The 21156-nt window shown below is 36.4% G+C and carries 21 protein-coding genes and 1 riboswitch; of the genes, 7 read left to right on the top strand and 14 right to left on the bottom strand.

Annotated features, from left to right (window positions below):
• Positions 1-121 precede the first annotated feature (121 nt).
• Positions 122-2311, top strand: coding sequence for a TonB-dependent receptor (locus tag LNQ34_RS11255; RefSeq protein ID WP_202702220.1), 2190 nt, complete (start codon positions 122-124; stop codon positions 2309-2311).
• Positions 2312-2377: 66 nt separating this feature from the next.
• On the opposite strand, the gene LNQ34_RS11260 is transcribed toward LNQ34_RS11255, so the two are convergent.
• A complete protein-coding gene (locus LNQ34_RS11260) occupies positions 2378-2791 on the bottom strand; it encodes a Rieske (2Fe-2S) protein (protein ID WP_202702219.1) in 414 nt (137 codons plus the stop codon).
• A 156-nt stretch (positions 2792-2947) separates the two neighbouring features.
• On the opposite strand from LNQ34_RS11260, the gene greA reads away from it, so the two are divergent.
• On the top strand, positions 2948-3424 hold the full coding sequence (greA, locus tag LNQ34_RS11265) for a transcription elongation factor GreA (protein ID WP_017497969.1): 477 nt from the start codon (positions 2948-2950) through the stop codon (positions 3422-3424).
• A gap of 57 nt (positions 3425-3481) precedes the next feature.
• Entirely contained in the window at positions 3482-3871 is a 390-nt protein-coding gene (locus tag LNQ34_RS11270) for an HIT family protein (RefSeq protein WP_202702218.1), read from the top strand.
• Positions 3872-4667: 796 nt separating this feature from the next.
• Here LNQ34_RS11270 and LNQ34_RS11275 read toward each other — a convergent pair.
• Positions 4668-5819 (bottom strand): sensor histidine kinase, encoded by a 1152-nt coding sequence (locus tag LNQ34_RS11275; protein ID WP_229999773.1) that lies wholly within the window; start codon positions 5817-5819, stop codon positions 4668-4670.
• A 160-nt stretch (positions 5820-5979) separates the two neighbouring features.
• On the opposite strand from LNQ34_RS11275, the gene LNQ34_RS11280 reads away from it, so the two are divergent.
• The 3 genes from LNQ34_RS11280 (at position 5980) to aat (ending at position 8067) form a co-directional block, all read left to right on the top strand.
• The gene (locus LNQ34_RS11280) at positions 5980-6855 is read left to right on the top strand and encodes a flavin reductase family protein (protein ID WP_017497966.1); all 876 of its coding nucleotides are present in this window, start codon (positions 5980-5982) and stop codon (positions 6853-6855) included.
• Positions 6856-6886: 31 nt separating this feature from the next.
• On the top strand, positions 6887-7258 hold the full coding sequence (locus tag LNQ34_RS11285; RefSeq protein ID WP_017497965.1) for a DUF3127 domain-containing protein: 372 nt from the start codon (positions 6887-6889) through the stop codon (positions 7256-7258).
• A 170-nt stretch (positions 7259-7428) separates the two neighbouring features.
• Positions 7429-8067, top strand: a complete 639-nt coding sequence (gene aat, locus LNQ34_RS11290) for a leucyl/phenylalanyl-tRNA--protein transferase (RefSeq protein WP_202702216.1) — start codon at positions 7429-7431, stop codon at positions 8065-8067.
• A gap of 51 nt (positions 8068-8118) precedes the next feature.
• On the opposite strand, the gene LNQ34_RS11295 is transcribed toward aat, so the two are convergent.
• The 10 genes from LNQ34_RS11295 to LNQ34_RS11340 all read right to left on the bottom strand — a co-directional run bounded on the left by LNQ34_RS11295 (position 8119) and on the right by LNQ34_RS11340 (position 16679).
• Positions 8119-8829: a HesA/MoeB/ThiF family protein gene (locus LNQ34_RS11295; protein ID WP_229999774.1), complete on the bottom strand. Its 711-nt coding sequence runs from the start codon at positions 8827-8829 to the stop codon at positions 8119-8121.
• 77 nt (positions 8830-8906) lie between these two features.
• Positions 8907-10019: a 2-iminoacetate synthase ThiH gene (thiH, locus tag LNQ34_RS11300; RefSeq protein WP_229999775.1), complete on the bottom strand. Its 1113-nt coding sequence runs from the start codon at positions 10017-10019 to the stop codon at positions 8907-8909.
• Between the two features lie 99 nt (positions 10020-10118).
• On the bottom strand, positions 10119-10895 hold the full coding sequence (locus LNQ34_RS11305) for a thiazole synthase (protein ID WP_305038650.1): 777 nt from the start codon (positions 10893-10895) through the stop codon (positions 10119-10121).
• Positions 10876-11514: a thiamine phosphate synthase gene (locus LNQ34_RS11310; RefSeq protein WP_202702213.1), complete on the bottom strand. Its 639-nt coding sequence runs from the start codon at positions 11512-11514 to the stop codon at positions 10876-10878. The genes LNQ34_RS11305 and LNQ34_RS11310 overlap by 20 nt, the downstream gene beginning before the upstream one ends.
• A complete protein-coding gene (locus LNQ34_RS11315; protein ID WP_229999776.1) occupies positions 11504-12259 on the bottom strand; it encodes a hydroxymethylpyrimidine/phosphomethylpyrimidine kinase in 756 nt (251 codons plus the stop codon). Before LNQ34_RS11315 ends, LNQ34_RS11310 begins: the two co-directional genes overlap by 11 nt.
• The gene (locus LNQ34_RS11320) at positions 12226-12816 is read right to left on the bottom strand and encodes a thiamine phosphate synthase (RefSeq protein ID WP_229999777.1); all 591 of its coding nucleotides are present in this window, start codon (positions 12814-12816) and stop codon (positions 12226-12228) included. Before LNQ34_RS11320 ends, LNQ34_RS11315 begins: the two co-directional genes overlap by 34 nt.
• A 163-nt stretch (positions 12817-12979) precedes the next feature.
• The gene (thiC, locus tag LNQ34_RS11325) at positions 12980-14803 is read right to left on the bottom strand and encodes a phosphomethylpyrimidine synthase ThiC (protein ID WP_070905797.1); all 1824 of its coding nucleotides are present in this window, start codon (positions 14801-14803) and stop codon (positions 12980-12982) included.
• Positions 14804-14942: 139 nt separating this feature from the next.
• Positions 14943-15149 (bottom strand): sulfur carrier protein ThiS, encoded by a 207-nt coding sequence (gene thiS / locus LNQ34_RS11330; protein WP_229999779.1) that lies wholly within the window; start codon positions 15147-15149, stop codon positions 14943-14945.
• A 64-nt stretch (positions 15150-15213) separates the two neighbouring features.
• A riboswitch (TPP riboswitch) is annotated at positions 15214-15311 on the bottom strand.
• 119 nt (positions 15312-15430) lie between these two features.
• On the bottom strand, positions 15431-16003 hold the full coding sequence (locus tag LNQ34_RS11335; protein ID WP_229999781.1) for a DNA-3-methyladenine glycosylase I: 573 nt from the start codon (positions 16001-16003) through the stop codon (positions 15431-15433).
• The gene (locus LNQ34_RS11340; protein ID WP_202702207.1) at positions 15993-16679 is read right to left on the bottom strand and encodes a queuosine precursor transporter; all 687 of its coding nucleotides are present in this window, start codon (positions 16677-16679) and stop codon (positions 15993-15995) included. The genes LNQ34_RS11335 and LNQ34_RS11340 overlap by 11 nt, the downstream gene beginning before the upstream one ends.
• Before the next feature lie 171 nt (positions 16680-16850).
• Here LNQ34_RS11340 and LNQ34_RS11345 point away from each other — a divergent pair, with 171 nt between their 5' ends.
• Positions 16851-18962, top strand: a complete 2112-nt coding sequence (locus LNQ34_RS11345) for a M3 family metallopeptidase (RefSeq protein WP_229999783.1) — start codon at positions 16851-16853, stop codon at positions 18960-18962.
• Between the two features lie 218 nt (positions 18963-19180).
• Here LNQ34_RS11345 and tsf read toward each other — a convergent pair whose 3' ends face one another.
• The gene (gene tsf, locus LNQ34_RS11350) at positions 19181-20143 is read right to left on the bottom strand and encodes a translation elongation factor Ts (RefSeq protein ID WP_202702205.1); all 963 of its coding nucleotides are present in this window, start codon (positions 20141-20143) and stop codon (positions 19181-19183) included.
• A gap of 138 nt (positions 20144-20281) precedes the next feature.
• Entirely contained in the window at positions 20282-21049 is a 768-nt protein-coding gene (rpsB, locus tag LNQ34_RS11355; RefSeq protein ID WP_017497948.1) for a 30S ribosomal protein S2, read from the bottom strand.
• Positions 21050-21156 lie beyond the last annotated feature (107 nt).

Genomic DNA, 21156 nt, shown 5'->3' on the forward strand with positions numbered 1-21156 from the left:
GCGAGTAATGTTGCTAAGGGAAAAACGACAAATTTTAGCGTGCACACTATATTTTGTCGTGAAACTTTTATTAATTTAACAAAAAGAATAATTCCCCCTTTTATTCGTAAATTTTTTACGGATGAAAACTATTTTTAAAGGTGCTGAGGTGCTAAGTTACAAAGGTTCTAAGATTCAAAAGTCGAGCAGAACCAAATCTATTTTCTTACTTCTTTTTTCTATTTTCTTTTCTCAATTTTCTTTCGCGCAAGGGCAGGACTCTACTAAAGTGAACAAACTGGATGATGTTTTAGTTTCGGCAGTTCGTGTTACTGCTAAAACTCCGGTAAGTTTTAGTAATCTTGATAAAAAGGACATTAAATTTAGAAACCTGGGACAGGATATTCCAATTCTAATGAATTATTTGCCATCGGTGGTAACTACTTCTGATGCAGGAGGAGGTATAGGATACACCGGAATCAGGGTGCGTGGTAGTGATGCTACAAGAGTAAATGTGACCATTAACGGAATTCCATATAATGATGCTGAAAGTCAGGGAACCTTTTGGGTAAATATGCCTGATTTTGCTTCTTCTGTGGAGAGTTTACAATTGCAAAGAGGTGTTGGAACTTCTACTAATGGTTCTTCTGCTTTTGGAGCGAGTTTGAATATGCTGACGGATAATTATGCTACGAAAGCAACCGGAGAAATTTCAAGCTCTTACGGAAGTTTCAATTCAAATAAAAATACCGTAAAATTCAGTACAGGCTTACTAAATGATCATTTTGAGCTCGCAGGGCGTTTGTCTACCATTAAATCAGATGGATACGTAGATCGTGCAAGTTCAGATTTAAAATCGTATTTTCTTCAGGGAACTTATATTGGTAAAACAACTTTAATTAAGGCGCTGGTTTTTGGTGGAACCGAAAGAACATACCAGTCCTGGAACGGAATTGATGCTGAAAAACTAAATTCAGATCGTACTTATAATTCAGCCGGAAAATATAAAGATGAAGCCGGAAATGTTCATTTTTATGATAATGAAACTGATAATTACAAACAAAACCATTATCAATTGCATTGGAGTGAATCAATTTCTGATAAATGGAGCAGCAACTTAGCTCTTCATTACACTAAAGGGCAAGGATACTACGAAAACTTCAAATATAACGAGCCAATTAAAGGGTATGGGCCGATTCAGCCTACTAAAATGGTAGAAAATGACCTTGGAGAATTAGTTCCGGGAACTGATTTAATTCGTCAGAAATGGTTAGACAATGATTTTTACGGGACCACTTTTTCTGTAAAATATAAAGAAGAAAAATTAGACGTAATCGTAGGCGGTGGCTGGAATAAATATGAGGGAGCTCATTTTGGTAAAGTAATCTGGGCCAGAAATTCTGCTCAGGCGCTGCCGGGAGATCATTACTATGATGATTTTTCAACCAAAACAGATGGAAATATCTTCGCGAAAGCCAATTATCAGTTAACAGAAAAACTTAGTTTTTATGGCGATTTGCAATATAGAAATGTAACGTACAAAGCCAACGGAAAAGATACAGGATTGGTTGATGACAGTTTTAATTTCTTTAATCCGAAAGCAGGTTTAAATTACGCAATCAATTCAAAAAACACCCTTTACTTTTCATACGCAAGAGCCAATCGTGAGCCTAACAGAACCGATTATGAAGGTGGAAATGTAAAACCTGAAAAACTAAATGATTTTGAACTGGGCTGGAGATTCAATTCAGATAAATTTCAATTGAATTCGAATGTGTATTATATGGCCTACAAAGATCAGTTGATTTTGACTGGAAGATTGGACGATGTTGGAGCTCCAATTCGTGCTAACACTGAGAAAAGCTACCGTTTAGGTCTAGAAGTTGATGCCACCATACAACTTTCTGAAAAGTTTATCCTTAGACCGAATTTTACTTTAAGCAGTAATAAAAATATTGATTTAGCTGTTGAAGGTACACATTACGGAACAACCAATATCGCTTATTCACCATCAGTAATTGCGGGAAATATTATTGTATACAGTCCGATCCAAAATCTGCACATTTCGTTATTGCAGAAGTTTGTAGGAGAACAATACATGAACAATATTGAATTACCGGCAGCAAAATTGGCAGACTATTTTGTAAATGATTTGAATGTGTCTTATGAAATCAAACCAAAATCAGTATTCAAATCAATTTTGATTACTGGTCTGGTGAACAATTTTCTGGATAAAAAATATGTTTCAAACGGAGCAATGTGGGATGTTTATCCTTCCTATTATCCTCAGGCAGGAATTAATTTCTTAGCCGGATTGACATTGAAATTCTAAAAAAGTAAGAAGTCAAACGTAAAATGTAAAAAGCCTGAAAAAATAACTTTTCAGGCTTTTGTTTTTTTAATTGTAAACGTGAATTATTGTTCCGGTAAATTCTACGCGATATTGTTTTAAGGGATAATCTTTACCTCCCAATCCGGTAAATAAACTATAAGCTGTTTTATCGCAGGAACAAACTGCATTTATGCCGTCAATTGTCATGGCGGTGCAGGAAGTTACGGGCTGATTTGGACAGGCGGCATCAAACGCATTGTAACCACTTCCGGTATTAAAAATGATAACTCCTTTTGCTCCGTAATTTGGAATAATCACGCCATTACTTACAAATTTAAGATTGGAATAAGCAGGCAGATTAGTATCAATAGACAGGTTAACTGCATAACTAGGAATGTAAGGGTTTTTGTCGCGTCTACTATTTTCACTGCAGGAGAAAAGCACAGAGACAAAGACGATTAAGCACCAGAATTTTTTCATTATTTTAATAAGAATTAGTGAAACAAAAATAAATTATTTACATTTGGATTCTATATGATTAACATATAATTATGTACTATTAAAAATAATAGTATATTTGTAATTAAGAAATCCCGTCCCGATGGGATTTTTTGTATTTATATAAACGACGAAGTTATGAGTAAAGTATCTTATTATACAGCAGAAGGATTAAAAAAATTAAAAGATGAGTTGGAACATTTAAAAAGTGTAATGCGTCCAAAGGCATCTCAAGATATAGCAGAAGCAAGAGATAAAGGAGATTTGTCTGAAAATGCGGAGTATGATGCTGCAAAAGAAGCACAAGGTTTATTAGAAATGAGAATTGCTAAACTGGAAGAAGTGTATTCTAATGCAAGATTAATTGACGAATCACAATTAGATGTTTCGAAGGCATTGGTTCTTTCTAATGTGAAAATTAAGAATCAAAGCAATGGAATGGAAATGAAATATACACTTGTTGCTGAAAGTGAAGCAGATTTAAAAACAGGAAAAATCTCTGTAACGTCTCCTATTGGAAAAGGGTTACTGGGAAAATCTGTTGGAGAAGTAGCTGAAATTACGGTTCCAAATGGAGTTTTGAAATTTGAAATCCTTGAAATCACCAGAGACTAATTTTTTGCGTTTAATCGTTAAGTCGGTTAGACGATTCACCCAATAAACAAAGAAATAATGCCATCAATATTTACCAAAATAGTAAACGGAGAAATTCCTGCTTATAAAATTGCTGAGGATGATAATTATCTGGCTTTTTTAGATGTAAACCCAAATGCAAAAGGACATACGCTTTGTATTCCGAAACAAGAAATCGACAAGATTTTTGATATGGAAGAGGAGTTGTATTTAGGATTAATGAAGTTTTCTAAGAGAATTGCAGCAGCACTGGAAAAAACGGTTCCTTGCAAAAGAGTTGGAGTGGCAGTTGTTGGTCTTGAAGTGCCTCACGCACACGTGCACTTGATTCCGTTAAACGAAATGGATGAAATGCGTTTTCAAAATAAAGTTTCACTTTCTAAAGAAGAATTTGAGGCTTTGGCCAAAGATATTCAGGCTAATTTATAAAACACCATGTCAGACTGAGCGAAGTCGAAACGTCAGACTGAGCGAAGTCGAAGTCTCTCGTTTCAAGCATAAAAGAATCTCGACTCCGCTCGATTTGACAGTCGAAATAAAATAGATTAAAGTGTAGTAAAAGTAAATTTTTGCTGCACTTTTTTATTTAACGAAATCAGTCGAATCTATAAAACACCACGTCAGACTGAGCGAAGCCGGATATATTAGACTGAGCCAAGTCGAAACGTCAGACTGAGCGAAGTCGAAATGTCAGACTGAGCGAAGTCGAAGTCTCTCGTTTCAAGCATAAAAGAATCTCGACTCCGCTCGATTTGACAGTCGAAATAAAATAGATTAAAGTGTAGTAAAGTAATTTGCTGCACTTTTTTATTTAACTAAATCCGATGAATCTATAAAACACCACGTCAGACTGAGCGAAGTCGAAGTCTCTCGTTTCAAGGATAAAAGAATCTCGACTCCGCTCGATTTGACAGTTGAAATAAAAAAGATAAAGTGTAGTAAAGTAATTTGCTGCACTTTTTTATTTAACGAAATCAGTTGGATTTATAAAACACTATGTCAGACTGAGCGAAGCCGGATACGTCAGACTAAGCGAAGTCGAAACGTCAGACTGAGCGAAGTCGAAGTCTCTCGTTTCAAGGATAAAAGAATCTCGACTTCGCTCGATTTGACAGTTGAAATAAAAAAGATAAAGTGTAGTAAAGTAATTTGCTGCACTTTTTTATTTAACGAAATCAGTTGGATTTATGAAACACTATGTCAGACTGAGCGAAGTCGAAGTCTTTTAGGGCGCTTTTTTATTTAATGAAATCTGAAAAGTAGTTCCTTTTCCAATTTCAGACTGTAAAACTTTTATTTTTCCGTTATGATATTCTTCAACGATCCTTTTGGTTAAAGAAAGTCCAAGTCCCCAGCCGCGTTTTTTAGTTGTAAAACCGGGTTCGAAAATAGTTTTAAACTGCTTTTTAGAAATTCCTGTTCCGGAGTCTTTTACATTAATTTTTACATGATGTGCATCTTCTTCAATTTGAAGGTCCAGCGTTCCTTTTCCTTTCATCGCATCAATAGCATTCTTTACTAAATTTTCAATAGTCCAGCTGTGCAGCGTAGGGTTTATCATTGCCGGTATACTTTGTTGAGGTGTCCGATAAGAGAAAGTAACCTGCTTTGAAAAACGGGATTGCAGGTATTGATAAGTATTCAAAGTTTCGGTAACAATATCTCTCTCCTCTAAAACAGGAACCGACCCAATTTTAGAAAAGCGGTCTGTGATCGTCTGTAAACGTTCAATATCTTTTTCAATTTCAAAAGTTATAGACGAATCGATTTCTTCTGTCTTTAAAATCTCTACCCAGCCAATTAAAGAGGATAAAGGTGTTCCGATTTGATGTGCCGTTTCTTTTGCCATTCCTGCCCAGAGTTTATTTTGGGTAGCCATTTTGGTACTTCTGTAAAAATTATAAATCAAAGCCCCAAATAAAAAGATAATCAGCAATAAGGCGATGGGGTAATATTTCAGTTTATTAATCAATGCCGAATTCCCATAATACAATTCCTGATGTTTTCCGGGCGCATATTCAATAACGATAGGCTCATTCTCATTTTTCAGATTTTTGAGATAAGATAAGGTGCTTTCGTTATTTTGCAGGACTTCTTCAGGAACATTCACAGAACTAATCACCTTGTCATACATGATAAGCATAACTGGAACTGAGGTATTGTTGTTGATGATTTCAAGCGGTAAATCTAAATCTGTATTTTCATCTGCATTGACCAGTGTCTTTTGTGCATTGGCCCAAAGATTCATTTTTAAGCGTTCTTCGTTTTTAAAGATTTGGAAAAAAGTATAAGTGTTCCAGAGAATCAGGGAAATGATTAAAAAGGAAATGGTAATAATGATCCAACGGGTTGTATTTCTTCTCTCGGAAAAAGACATAAATATTTTTTTGTGGTATAAATATAACGAAATATACACATTTAATATTTTGTGTAACGATAAAGATTTTTTTGTTTTAAAGTCTGAAACTATTTCTTTGGATTAAACGATTTTTCTATTTTTGTAGCTACGGAAATGAGATTCCTTTAAAAAGAAAAATATGATTAGTATTGATCCAAAAGAAATACCAACGGCCAAATTGCAAGGCTATTTACAAAGTGCTGTGGGACCTAGGCCAATTGCATTTGCTAGTACAATTAGTGCTAAGGGAATACCCAATTTGTCCCCATTTAGTTTCTTTAATGTGTTCAGTGCCAATCCGCCAATTTTGGTTTTTTCACCGGCACGACGTGTACGCGACAATACCATAAAGCATACTTTAATTAACGCTGAGGAAACCCGCGAAGTAGTTATAAATGTTGTGAATTATGATTTGGTACAACAGACATCATTAGCCAGTACCGAATATGGTGATGGTGTAAATGAATTTATAAAAGCCGGATTGACACAAGTCCCGTCCGATTTTGTAAAACCTTATCGTGTAAAAGAGTCTCCGGTACAGTTTGAATGTAAAGTCACTCAGATTATTCCGTTGGGAGATCAGGGAGGCGCGGGAAATCTGATTCTTTGTGAAGTGGTTAAGCTTCATATCAGCGAAGCTGTTTTAGATGAAAACGGAGCCATCGATCAGCATAAAATAGACTTGGTTTCAAGATTGGGCAGTAATTGGTATTCCCGATCGAATCAGGGGCTTTTTGAAGTGCCTAAACCCTTGACAACTCTTGGGGTAGGAGTAGATGTAATTCCTGATTTTATTAAAGAAAGTCCTGTTTTTGATGGGAATGATCTTGGAAAATTAGGGAACATTGAAGCCTTGCCTACCACAGAAGAAGTTAGTATATTTGTGAAAGAAAATTTTTCGGTAAAAGGAGTTTTAAGCTCGGACGATCTCGAAAAAGTACATTTGGAAGCCAAAAAATATCTCAATAAAGATGATATTTCATCGGCCTGGAAAGTACTTTTAGCAAAACAATAAGAATAGAAACAATAATTAATATAGAAAGAAGATGGAAGTTACAGGTAAAGTAAAAGTGGTGAACCCAGAGCAACAAGTTAGTGCTGCATTCAAAAAAAGAGAGTTGGTTGTTACCACAGATGAGCAGTATCCACAGCATATTTTGATCGAATTTACGCAAGATAAATGCGATTTATTAAGTAGCTACAAACAAGGTGAGGCAGTAAAAGTTTCTATCAATTTAAGAGGAAGAGAATGGGTTAATCCACAAGGAGAAACCAGATATTTCAATAGTATTCAAGGTTGGAGAATCGAAAGACTGGCACCAGAAGGTCCTGGACAAACGCCTCCAATGCCAGCTGCAGAAGCTTTTGCACCTGCAACTAATTTAAACGAAGACGAACCGGACGATTTACCGTTCTAAGATCGTTTAAACTTCAAAAATAAATTCCAAATTCCAATTCATAAAAGGTGTAATTGGGATTTGGAATTTGTTTTTGTATGAAAATTTAGTGCAGTAGTTTGTCAACTCTGAAAAAGGAAAGGTTGAAACACAATCCTGGAATTTGGAATTTTATAATTGATTTTTTTTAAATGTATTACGTATTTAACGAGTTGTTCTTTCCACCCGTTTCAGAAGCCGATGAAGAAGGAATTCTTGCTATTGGCGGAGACTTAGATCCGGAAAGACTGAAATTGGCTTATCAAAGCGGGATTTTTCCCTGGTTTAATGAAGGAGAGCCTATTCTTTGGTGGTCACCGGATCCCAGAATGGTTTTGTTTTTAGAGGAATTGATTGTGTCAAAAAGCATGCGTAATGTTCTGAATAGAAAACAATTCACGGTTACTTTTAATGAAAGTTTTAGAGAGGTGATTTCGAATTGTCAAAAAATAAAACGGGAAGGACAAGACGGAACCTGGATTTCAAACGAAATGATTGATGCCTATTGTGAACTTAACAAGCAGGGAATCGCAAAATCTGTCGAGGTTTGGCAGGATGACGTTCTCGTTGGAGGTTTGTATGGGATCGATTTGGGGCATGTTTTTTGTGGTGAAAGTATGTTTTCGAAAGTCTCGAATGCATCAAAAGTAGCTTTCATAGCTTTGGTAAATTATTTAAAAGAAGGGAACTACCAACTCTTGGATTGTCAGGTTTACAATTCCCATTTAGAAAGTTTAGGCTGTCGTGAGATTGATCGCGAGGAGTTTATAGCTATCTTAAAAAAGGAATGAAAGAATCTACTTCAACTTGTGTAAAGGATTTTATGAGGACGAGATGGTTGGTTAGAAATTAAGTTTGGTAAAATTCCAGTGTATCGTATTAAAGAGTACCAGTTCATTGTTTAAAGTGGGTAATTCCAAAATTATTTTGAGCGTTTCATGCGCCATCATCGTGCCAATAATTCCGGGTAATGTTCCTAAAACACCATTGAGATTGCAATTCGGAACATCCTTCGGATCCGGCATTTCAGGAAATAAATCGCGTAAATTTTTACTGCCCTTATGGTTAAAAACGGCAATTTGTCCTTCAAATTTTAAGATACTACCATAGACCAAAGTTTTTTGCAGTGCCACACAGGTATCGTTAACCAAATAGCGTGTGGTAAAATTATCCGAACCATCGACTACAATATCGTATTGTTCAATAATCTGTCTGGCATTTTCCGGAGTTAATTTTTCAACTATGGCTTCGACTTTTATTAATGGATTGAGTTTAGAAACCACTTCTTTTGCAACAACAGCTTTAAGTTGACCAATTTCTTTCTCGGTATATAAAATTTGTCGGTGAAGATTATGGATCTCGATAGTGTCAAAGTCCATAATACCAATAAAACCAACTCCCGCTGTAGCAATATATTGTAAAATGGGACAGCCTAAACCGCCGGCACCAATTACTAAAACTTTGGCCTTTTTAAGTTTCTCCTGACCTTCGTCACCAATTTCGGGAAGAATGGTTTGCCTGTTGTAGCGTAAAAATTCCTGTATAATGCTCATTTTCTAATTTTAGATTGTTGATTTTAGATTTTAGATTTTAGATTGTTGGAATTTGGAATTTAAATTTTGGAATTTTTTTAACAGTAGCTTTTGTCCCAGTCTTTCCAGACAGGTTCATAGCCTGAATTCGTTATAATTTGTGCAATTTCTTTGGCAGAACGTTCGTCGCTGATTTCGAATTGCTCGAGAGATTGCGGATCAACAACATAACCACCGGGATTGGTTTTAGAGCCTGCACTCATACTGGTCACACCGATAGGGATAATATGGTTTCTGAATTTCTCATTCTCACGTGTCGAGATTGAAATTTCCAAATCCTCATTCCACAAACGATAGGCACAAATGAGTTGTGTCAGATCTTTATCGTCCATAATAAAATTAGGTTCAATAATGCCTTCTGCCGGGCGGAGTCTCGGAAAGGAAACCGAATATTTAGTCTGCCAGTATTTTTTTTGAAGATAATCCAGATGTAACGCATTAAAAAAGCTGTCGGTTCGCCAGTCTTCCAGCCCCAGTAAAACCCCCAATCCCATTTTATGAATTCCGGCTGTACCAATACGGTCAGGTGTTTCGAGTCTATAATCAAAATTTGATTTTTTGCCTTTCGTATGGTATTTTTTATATACTTCCTGATGGTAGGTCTCCTGATATACCAAAACCGAATAAACACCAGCCTGATGCAAACGTTCATAATCTTCGGTTGAAAGCGGTTGGACTTCCACAGAAATAATAGAGAATTCTTTACGTATTAAGGCAATTGCATTTAGGAAGTAATTAATGTTTACGGTATAATTAGCCTCACCAGTCACCAATAAAACATGGTCAAAACCAATCTCTTTTAAAGCTTCTACTTCAATTTTTATCTCAGCATCAGAGAGGGTTTTTCGTTTGATTTTATTGTCTAAACTAAATCCGCAATAGGTGCAAATGTTTTGGCATTCGTTGCTGAGATATAAAGGAGCATACATTTGTATGGTTTTGCCAAAACGTTTTTTGGTAATTTCATGGCATTTTTGTGCCATCTGCTCCAGATAGTTTTGTGCGGCAGGAGAAATCAGAGCTAAAAAATCATCGAGATTTCGTTTGGTTTTAAACAAAGAGTGTTCTACATCTTTTGATGTGGTTTGATATATTTTAGATTGAATAGTATTCCAATCATAATTCTCAAAAACCGATTTGAATGTTTTCATAGTTTTTAACCGCAAAGAGCGCGGAGTTTTACGCAAGGTTTGCAAAGCTTTGCGTTCTTAGCGCTTTTCTTTGCGAACTTTGCGGTTAAATTGTTTAGTCTACTCATATAAAAAAGAGGTCAAAGGACTTGAAGCCATGGCATAATTCTGTTGAGGAGCAATTTTAGCTTCAAAGGCTTTCCGGCCCGCGATTACCGCTTCTTTAAAGGCTTCGGCCATTAATGTCGGATTTCCGGCAACTGCTATTGCGGTATTAACCAAAACAGCATCTGCACCCATTTCCATTGCTTTTGCAGCATCAGACGGAGATCCGATTCCGGCATCGACGATTACGGGAACATTACTTTGTTCGATAATAATCTCTAAAAAATCAATCGTTTTTAAACCCTTATTACTTCCAATCGGGGAGCCTAAGGGCATAACAGCGGTTGTTCCGGCACTCTCCAAATGTTTGCATAAAACGGGATCGGCATGGATGTATGGCAGGATAAAAAAACCAAGTTTAGCGAGTTCTTCTGTCGCTTTTAAAGTTTCTATCGGATCGGGCATCAGATATTTCGGATCCGGATGAATTTCAAGTTTCAGCCAGTTTGTTTCTAGTGCTTCTCTCGCTAATTGTGCAGCGAAAACGGCCTCTTTAGCGTTTCGTGCTCCCGATGTATTGGGTAATAAATGAATGTTTGGATGATTTAAGTGTGTTAAAATAGCATCCGTTTCGGTTTCGAGATCGATACGTTTCAGTGCTACAGTGACCAACTCACTTTCTGATGCCAAAATAGCATTCTCCATTTCCAGATTCGAACCAAATTTTCCTGTTCCTAAAAATAGACGGGAGGTTAAGGTTTTATCTCCTATGTTAAACAATGACGTTTGCATATAACTTTTCGTTTAATTGTTGAATGAGTTTTTCTTTTTGATTACTTTCTGTAAGCATTCCGGAGATCGCAATTCCATGAATCCCTGTTTCCATTAAAGGAGCGACATCGTTCAGAGTGATTCCTCCAATGGCATAAACAGGAATCTCCAGTTTATTGCGTTTTAGATTCTGAATAATTTTAAAATAACCTGACAATCCCAGAATTGGACTTAGTTTTTCTTTGGTTGTTGTAAAACGAAAGGGCCCCAAACCAATATAATCGCAGCCGTTTTTGATGTGATTTTCAATGTCTTCATAAGTGTTGGCTGTTGCTCCTATGATTTTAGTATTTCCGAGTATTGCCCTTGCTTCATCAATTTTCATGTCTGATAGTCCGAGATGAACTCCGTCTGCGGCGATTTGCTGAGTGAGATACAGATTGTCGTTTACAATAAAATTAGCGAGATACTCTTCACATAAAAATTTTACTGCTTCCGCCAGAGTAAAAGTGTCTTTTTCAGTTTGATTTTTAAAACGGAGCTGTACCCAATCGCAGCCGGCATCTAAAGCCTCATGGATATTATACAGCTGTTCTTCTATTGTTCTTCCCTGCGAGATATATTGTAATTTATGATACATAATGATGTCCGATTAAGGTTGGAGTGGAATTCAGGTATTTTTCTATGTAGGTTTTCGCATTCCTGCAAGATCCTTCCAGAGATTGATTCCGTGTAAGATTTGCAGCTATTGCAGCCGATAATACACAGCCTGAACCATGTTTTGCGAAGCATTTTTTATCAGAAGGCAGAAGATCGATGATTTCGTCTTTCAGAAACAAACGATCAGTTCCGGTTGCCGAAGGATGATGTCCGCCTTTTAATAGAATGTTTGTTGGAATTTTATTCTGAAACTCAAGTTGATTGATAATAAAACCCGGAAACAATATTTCAATTTCGTTGTAGTTAGGAGTAATTAAATCAATTTTTGACAACGTAGGATTCAATTCTAAAAGATCTTCAATACTCATAAATTCAAATTGTGTTGACGATTTTAAAACCGGGTCCCAAACTATTAAAGTGCCAGGGGATATTCTTTTTATGGTTGAAAGAATGTGGTTCAGATAATTCAAAGACGGAATAATTCCAATTTTGACCGCACTAATTTTATAACGATCAAAAAAGGTTTCAATAGAACGAATCACAAAACTCAAATCAGTCCATTGAATTTCAATAAATTGATCTTCCGTTTGAATGGTATTGGAGGTTAAAATGCCAAATCCAGTAACATGATGCTGTTCAAATGTTTTGACATCTGCCAAAACACCGGCACCTCCCGAGGGATCAAAACCTGCTATCGAAAGTGCGATTGGACGATTTGCTGACATAATTTGAATTGTTTTATAGGGTTTTCATTTTTCCAAATACTTCCTAAAAGAGCCACATCATCAAAGCCATTTTCGAGTGTCTTTTGGATGTTTTTAGCATCAATTCCTCCTAAAGCAATAACTTTAGTCCTGTGATTTGTTCTTGAGTTTAAAGCTTCAAACAGGTTTGTCTTTGGATGATAATCTTCTTTAGAAATACTTTTAAATACAGGACTTAAGAAAGCATAGTTGAATGCGGATGATAAGGAATTGAAATCTTCAATTGAATGCGTTGCTGTCGAAAATGATTTTCCTTCTGAAGAAATTAAAGTGTTGTCTTTTCTTTCCTTTTCCGAAAAATGAATTCTGTTAATTCCAAAATCTTCTGCCAGAATAGGATGGTTGTGCAGAACCAATTTGTTTCTGTTCTCTAATTTTATTTGATGAATAAATGTTGCCATTTCAATTTCGGAAAAATCAGGTTTCCTGATATGAAGCAAAGCCAATCCTTCTTCAAATAAAGAATCCAGAATGCTGATTTCATTTGCTATAGCAGAAGGATTGGTAATTACGATCATAGAGGAGTTATTAGTTATTAGTTATTAGTTATTAGTTATTAGTTATTAGTTATTAGTTATTAGTTATTAGTTATTAGTTATTAGTTATTAGTTGTTTTTCGATTTTATTCGGTAGAGTAAGGCTAAGGACTAGTAACTAATCACTAAAGACCAATATGTGTGCTTATATGTAAATCTCTTTCCCCTGTTCAATAAACTCTTCTGATTTCTCTTGCATGCCTTTTTCGGCCGCGGCTACATCACGAATTTCCTGAGAGATCTTCATAGAGCAGAATTTAGGACCACACATTGAACAAAAATGAGCGACTTTTGCACCATCGGCAGGAAGGGTTTCATCGTGAAACTCTCGGGCCGTATCAGGGTCAAGGGCTAAATTGAACTGGTCTTCCCAACGGAATTCAAAACGGGCCTTACTTAAAGCATTGTCGCGGTATTGTGCTCCCGGATGACCTTTGGCAAGATCGGCAGCATGTGCTGAAATTTTATAGGTGATTACACCATCTTTCACATCTTTTTTGTTAGGTAAACCAAGGTGTTCCTTTGGAGTAACATAACACAACATCGCGCAGCCGTACCAGCCAATCATTGCGGCTCCAATGGCAGAGGTAATGTGGTCGTAACCCGGTGCAATGTCTGTCGTTAGTGGGCCTAAAGTATAAAAAGGTGCTTCATGACAATGTTCCAGTTGTTTGTCCATATTTTCTTTAATCATGTGCATCGGAACGTGACCGGGACCTTCAATGAAAACCTGAACATCGTGTTTCCAGGCAATTTTAGTCAATTCTCCGAGGGTTTCCAGCTCTGCAAATTGCGCTGCATCGTTGGCATCTGCAATAGAACCCGGACGTAAACCATCTCCAAGAGAAAAAGCCACGTCATATTGTTTCATGATTTCGCAGATTTCCTCAAAATGAGTGTACAAAAAGTTTTCTTTATGGTGAAACAAGCACCATTTGGCCATGATAGATCCGCCACGCGAAACAATTCCGGTAACGCGATCGGCAGTCAAATGAATATAACGTAACAGTACTCCGGCATGAATCGTAAAATAAGAAACACCTTGCTCAGCCTGTTCAATTAAAGTGTCACGAAAAACTTCCCAGGTTAAATCTTCGGCAATTCCTTTTACTTTTTCTAAAGCCTGATAAATCGGAACGGTACCGATTGGAACAGGAGAGTTACGGATAATCCACTCTCGGGTTTCGTGAATGTTTTTACCCGTTGATAAGTCCATAATCGTATCTGCACCCCAACGGCAGGCCCAGACTGCTTTTTCTACTTCTTCTTCAATACTCGAAGTCACGGCGCTATTGCCAATGTTAGCGTTTATCTTAACCAAAAAGTTGCGGCCAACGATCATAGGCTCACTTTCAGGATGATTAATGTTGTTGGGGATAATGGCTCTTCCGCAAGCTACTTCGCTGCGAACAAATTCGGGAGTGATTTTACTTTTAGGGGTGTTAGCCCCAAAACTATGACCGCCGTGCTGACATTGCATCGCTTTGGTTTGTTCGTTTAAAAGCTCTATTCGTTGGTTCTCACGAATAGCAATATATTCCATCTCAGGAGTGATAATGCCTTGTTTGGCGTAATATAATTGTGAAACATTAGCGCCCTTTTTAGCTCTTTTAGGCTGATGTAAATACTCAAATCGAAGATGATTTAAACTTTCGTCTTTCAATCGGCTTTGTCCGTAATCTGAAGTGATTTCATTCAGAATTTCGACATCATTTCGATCTAAAATCCATTGTTCTCTTAGTCTTGGAAGACCTTTTCTAATATCGATTTCAATATTAGGATCAGTATAGGGACCTGAGGTATCATAAACCGTTACGGGAGGATTTTTTTCAATTCCGCCATTTGAAAGTTTGGTGTCACTTAGATGAATCTCGCGCATGGCCACTTTGATGGGGTGTATTTCTCCGTTGATGTAAACTTTTTTAGAATTAGGAAACGGGGTTCTGGAAATTTGTTCTTCTGTAGTCATAGCTTGTAGTTGTATTTTGTGAGATGTGAAATGTAAGAGGTGAAAATGTAATTGTCGATTGTAGAGGGGCACAGCAGTGCGTCTACTTCTTACTTGACAATTGGAATTTGGGTTTTTGGGATTTGAAAAAATTGAAATTTCATCCCCCTTGTGTAGCAGAAATAATTAGAATTTCGTCAGTTTCGGATACGAGTTGTTGGTTCCAGTTGGATTTTGGAACAACAGTATTGTTGATAGCAACGGCGATTCCGTTTTGTTTGTTGGGAATTTCGAGATTGAGCAATGACTGAATGCTTAACGATTCAGCATCGAATTTTTTGATTTGTTGGTTGATTTTTAGTTCCATTCCTTTAAGTTTAGTATGTAGTTATACTTTAGGAATGGCTACAATCGCGCATAGAAATGCGCGCAGAAGTCATCTTACTTTTCCCTACGCTAGTGTGAGCTAGATCAGGTTCAGAGGGTAAAATCTCAGCCTGCAAAATTGCAGACACCCCTAAAGTGTGAAGCAAATATAATGTTTTTTTTAAAGTTTTCAGTTTTCAGTCGCAGTTTTCAGTCTTTCACTTAAAAACATTAGGTTTTATAAACTGAAAACTGCGACTGCGACTGAGATCGTGACTAAAACTATTTCCCCTTTCGGACAAAGCAGTCTTCAACATGATCGTTAACCATTCCTGTAGCCTGCATATGAGCGTAAATCACGGTTGATCCGACAAACTTGAAGCCTCTTTTTTTTAAATCTTTACTAATTTCGTCCGAAATTGGAGTAGTAGCAGGGACGTCTTTTAATGTTCTTGGATTGTTGTCGATCGGTTTTCCGTTGACAAATTTCCAAATATAGTCAGAGAAAGTGCCAAATTCTTCCTGTACTTTCAGGAATGCCTGTGCGTTTGAAACAGTAGCACGAATTTTAAGTTTGTTGCGAACAATTCCCGTATCCTGTAGCAAAGACTCTATTTTTTCTTCCGGATATTGGGCAATTTTTTTATAATCGAAATGATCAAAAGCGGCTCTGAAATTCTCTCTTTTATTTAAAATGGTAATCCAGCTTAAACCTGCCTGAAAGGTTTCTAAAATTAAAAATTCGAATATAGACGGATCATCATAAATAGGAACACCCCATTCTTCATCATGATATTTTTTATATAAATCACTGGAAGAACACCAGCCGCAGCGTACTAGATTTTTACTCTCCATTGTTTAAGTGTTTGGATTTTTCGTGTTCAGGATCTTTGTCTAAATATTTCTTAATCAGGTGATGTCCTGCATAAATAGCCGGTGTCAGTAAAACCGCTACGGATAGTTTGAAAATGTAACCTGTTAATCCTGATGAAATAAAAGTATCGAAATCAATTTTTCCGGGTAACCAAAAGGCAATTCCAAGTACGATAAAAGAATCAAACAATTGTGAGATTACAGTTGATCCTGTGGTTCTGAGCCATATTTTTCGCTCTCCGGTACGTCTTTTGAAAAACCAAAAGATCCAGACATCGATCAACTGAGAAGCCATAAAGGCAATTAAACTACCTACGATGATCCACATACTTTGTCCAAAAACCGCCTTAAATTGTTCGTCATTAACAGGGCTGATTCCTTTGGCGGCGGGTATCACAATAGCCATAAATAAGATCAGAAAAGCATAAGCAATTAAACAGGCTGTTATAAAGGACAGTTTTTTGACTCCTTTTTCACCAAAATATTCATTGATTAAATCGGTTGTTAGAAAGACAATCGGCCAGGGTAAAATACCAATGCTCATTACAAATGGTCCAATCTGGATTAATTTTCCTCCAATAAGTTCGGCTACAACAGCATTGGTTATAAAGATGCCAGCCAGAATTACAAAAACAATTTCTCTACGGGTTTTAAACATGTGGTTCGGTTAATGATGTTTCAAATTTAAACTATTTCTCTATAACTTTTTAGCGGAATATTTAAATTAAAGGGTAGTTTTTAGAGGATTCCAAAGTTAAAATTTCCAAATGAATACTGATTTTTAGTTACATTTGGAATGATAACCTAATTTTAAAACAAATCAACGATAATGAAAAAATTAATGACAATTTTTCTCATGGGAACAACCTTATTTGCGGCTAACGCACAGACCATCCCGGACAATCCGCTGGTTCAAAAATGGACAGGTCCCTACGGCGGTGTCCCTGCTTTTAATGAGTATAAAGTTTCGCAGTTTAAACCGGCAATTGAATTTGCGATTCAGGAAAAACTAAACCAAATAGAGGCTATTGCTAACAATCCAAAAGCGCCAACTTTTGATAATACGATTGCTGCTATGGAGCGTTCAGGAGAAACAATGGACAGAATTTCTACTGTTTACGGAATTTACAGATCTAATTTAAGCAGTCCTGAATTTAGCGCTATTGACAGAGAAATGTCTCCTAAGTTCTCTGAGTTTAGTGATAAAATCAATCAGAATAAAAAGCTTTTTACAAGAGTTGAAACGCTCTATAATTCTAAAGAGAGTAAAAAACTAACCAAGGAACAACAGCGTCTGATCTGGTTGTATTATACAAATTTTGTTCGTCAGGGAGCAAAGTTAAATGAAGCGGATAAAGAGAAAGTGGCCGCGATAAATAAAGAGCTGGCGTCACTTTTTACCCGTTTTAGTCAGAACTTATTGGCGGAAGAACAAAATCAATATGTGGAATTGAAAACAGAAAGTGATTTTGACGGACTGCCTGAAGAGGTTAAGAAAGCAGCTATTGCTGAAGCTAAAGACAGAAAACTGAATGTTATGGGGTGTATTGCTAATACACGTTCATCAATTGAGCCTTTCCTGACTTTCTCGACACGCAGAGATTTAAGGGAAAAAGCATTTGATATTTTTGTAAAACGTGGTGATAATGGAAATGCGAATGATAACAATTCGACATTGGTTTCTATTTTAGAATTACGAACGAAAAAAGCTAAATTATTAGGTTTCCCTACTTTTGCCCATTGGAGTTTATCGAACAAAATGGCAAAGGATCCTCAGAAAACTTTAGATTTAATGCTTTCTGTATGGGAACCTGCAGTTGAAAAAGTGCGTGAAGATGTAGCAGAAATGCAAAAGATTGTAGATGCAGAAGGAGGTAAATTCAAAATTCAGCCATGGGATTACCGTTATTATGCTGAAAAAGTTAGAAAAGCGAAGTACGATTTAGATCAGAATGAAGTTAAACCGTATTTACAGTTGGAAAAATTAAGAGAAGGAATGTTTTGGGTAGCGGGCGAATTGTTTAATTTGAATTTTAAGCAAATCACAAATGTGCCGGTTTATCATCCTGACGTTCGTGTTTGGGAAGTAAGTAATAAATTGACAGGTAAAACAGTTGGTTTATGGTATTTTGACCCTTATGCACGTGCAGGCAAGCGTTCAGGAGCCTGGATGAACGCTTATCGCAATCAGGAGCGAATGGATGGAGAGGTGTTGACGATTGTGTCTAACAACTGTAACTTTGTAAAAGGAGCTCCAAACGAGCCTATTTTAATCTCCTGGGAAGATGCTTCAACTTTGTTTCATGAGTTTGGACACGCGCTTCACGGATTGTGTTCAAATGTAACTTATCCAAGTTTAGCAGGAACTTCTGTAGCTCGTGATTATGTTGAGTTCCCTTCTCAATTATTAGAGCATTGGTTAGCGACTCCGGAAGTACTAAACAAGTTTGCATTACATTACAAAACGGGTGAGCCATTACCGAAAGCTTTGGTTGACAGAATTGAAAGAGCAGCTAATTTTGGGGAAGGTTTTTCAACTGTAGAAACCATTTCGAGCTCCTTGATTGATATGAAGCTTCATTTGGCTACCACTACTATTGATCCTCATAAATTTGAAAAAGAGACTTTAGATGCACTTCATATGCCGTCAGAAATTGTAATGCGTCATAGAATTCCGCAATTTGGACATATCTTTTCAGGAGATGGTTATTCAGCAGGATATTACAGTTATTTATGGGCAGACGTGATCAATGCTGATGCCTGGGAAGCTTTTACAGAAGGAAAAGGGGCTTATGATAAAGCAGTAGCAAAACGTCTTTACGAAAGTGTTTTTAGTGTTGGAAACACGATTGATCAGGAGAAAGCCTATGAAAACTTTAGAGGAAGAGCTCCGAAATCAGATGCTTTGATGAGAGCCAGAAATTTTCCGATCAAGAAGTAAATAGTTAGATTTGGAATGTGAAATGTAAAAGGTGCGATGGAATTAGAGGAAAACTTGAGGTTTACGAAATAATCGAGTTGCTCTGAAGATGAAATAGATTCAGGGCACTATTCTAACTTTCTCACCTTTTACATCTCACATCTCACAAATAAACATTTCGCATAAAAAAAAGCCCGAATAAATTAATATTCGGGCTTTTTAAATATTGAAATAATATATTAACCTAAAGTAACTCTTTTGAAACCTGTGATCTCAACGTTGAATCCTTTAACGTAATCACCAACTTTTTTACTGTCATCTTTGATGAAGTTTTGATCTAGTAATGCTTTTTCTTGATCTAAAGTAGTGTTGTCAGAAATGAAACGTTGAACTTTTCCAGGGATAATTTTGTCCCAAATTTGCTCTGGTTTACCTTCAGCTTTTAATTCAGCTTTAGCATCTTCTTCAGCTTGTTTTAAAACTTCTTCAGTTAATTGAGAGAAAGAGATGTATTTAGGAACATTTTTTAAAGTTTTTCCTAAACGTTTTGCTTCTTCATTATCTTTTTCGATTACAGCAATACGAGCAGCAAGTTCAGATTCAACGAAAGCAGGATCAAAATCTTTGTAAGATAATGTATCAGCTCCCATAGAAGCAACTTGCATAGAAACATCTTTAGTTAAAACGTCAGCGTTAGGAATTGCAGTAGAAATTGCAGTTAATGCAGCAATTTTGTTAACGTGAACATAAGATCCAACGAAAGCACCTTCTAAAATTTCAAAACCACCGATTTCGATTTTCTCACCGATAACACCAGTTTGCTCGATTAATTTTTCAGCAACAGTAATTCCATTGAAATCTGAAGCTAAAAATTCTTCTTTAGAAGAGAAGTTGATCGCTTTTTCAACTAAATCTTTAGCTAAAGTTACGAAAGCTTCATTTTTACCTACGAAGTCAGTTTCACAGTTTAAAGTGATGATAGCTCCTTTAGTGTTGTCTGCATTAATAAAAGAAACAGCAGCTCCTTCAGAAGACTCACGGTCAGAACGGTTAGCAGCAACTTTTTGTCCTTTTTCTCTAAGGATTTGTATAGCTTTATCGAAATCTCCTTCAGCTTCAACTAAAGCTTTTTTACAGTCCATCATTCCGGCACCTGTAGATTGTCTTAATTTATTTACGTCTGCAGCAGTAATTGTTGCCATAATATTTTGAATTTTAATGTTAAAAGTAAAAATTCCATCTTCTAAATCCCAAACTCCAATTTTATTAAATTATCAACATAACGTTTTTAATTTTGTATTTGGAATTTGGAATTTAAAATTTGGAATTTAAAATTTGATTTATTCTTCAGTTGCAGGAGCAGCCTCAGCCTCAGCAGCAGGAGCAGCTTCTTCAGCTACTTCAACTTCTTTTTCAGAACCTCTGTCAGAAAGACCTTCGATTACTGCAGTAGTCACTAAAGATAAAATTTTGTCAATTGATTTAGAAGCATCATCATTTGCTGGAATTACGTAATCAACCTCTCTTGGGTCAGAATTCGTATCAACCATTGCGAAAACTGGAATGTTTAATTTTTGTGCTTCTTTTATTGCGATATGTTCAGCTTTGATATCTACTACGAACAATGCTGCAGGTAGTCTAGACATATCAGCGATTGAACCTAAGTTTTTCTCTAATTTAGCACGTAAACGATCAACTTGCAAACGCTCTTTTTTAGATAACGTCATGAAAGTACCATCTTTCTTCATTTTATCGATAGAAGACATTTTTTTAACTGCCTTTCTGATAGTTACGAAGTTCGTTAGCATTCCACCTGGCCATCTTTCAGTGATGTAAGGCATGTTTGCAGCTTTTGCTTTATCAGCAACGATGTCTTTTGCTTGTTTTTTGGTAGCTACGAATAAGATTTTTCTACCTGATGCAGCGATTTTTTTCAAAGCTTCATTAGCTTCTTCAATTTTAGCTGCAGTTTTATATAGATTGATAATGTGAATACCATTACGCTCCATATAAATGTAAGGAGCCATGTTTGGATCCCATTTTCTAGTCATGTGTCCGAAGTGAACACCTGCTTCTAGTAATTCTTTTACTTCTATTTTGTTTGCCATTTTTGTACTAGTTTACGTTCTGTTGATTAGCAATGTGTCTTTTTGGATTTTAGATTTTAGATTTTAGATTTTTAGATTTTTCAATCTTTCAACCTTTTTAATCTTTC

The sequence above is a fragment of the Flavobacterium lipolyticum genome (assembly GCF_020905335.1).
Classification (GTDB): Bacteria; Bacteroidota; Bacteroidia; order Flavobacteriales; family Flavobacteriaceae; genus Flavobacterium; species Flavobacterium lipolyticum.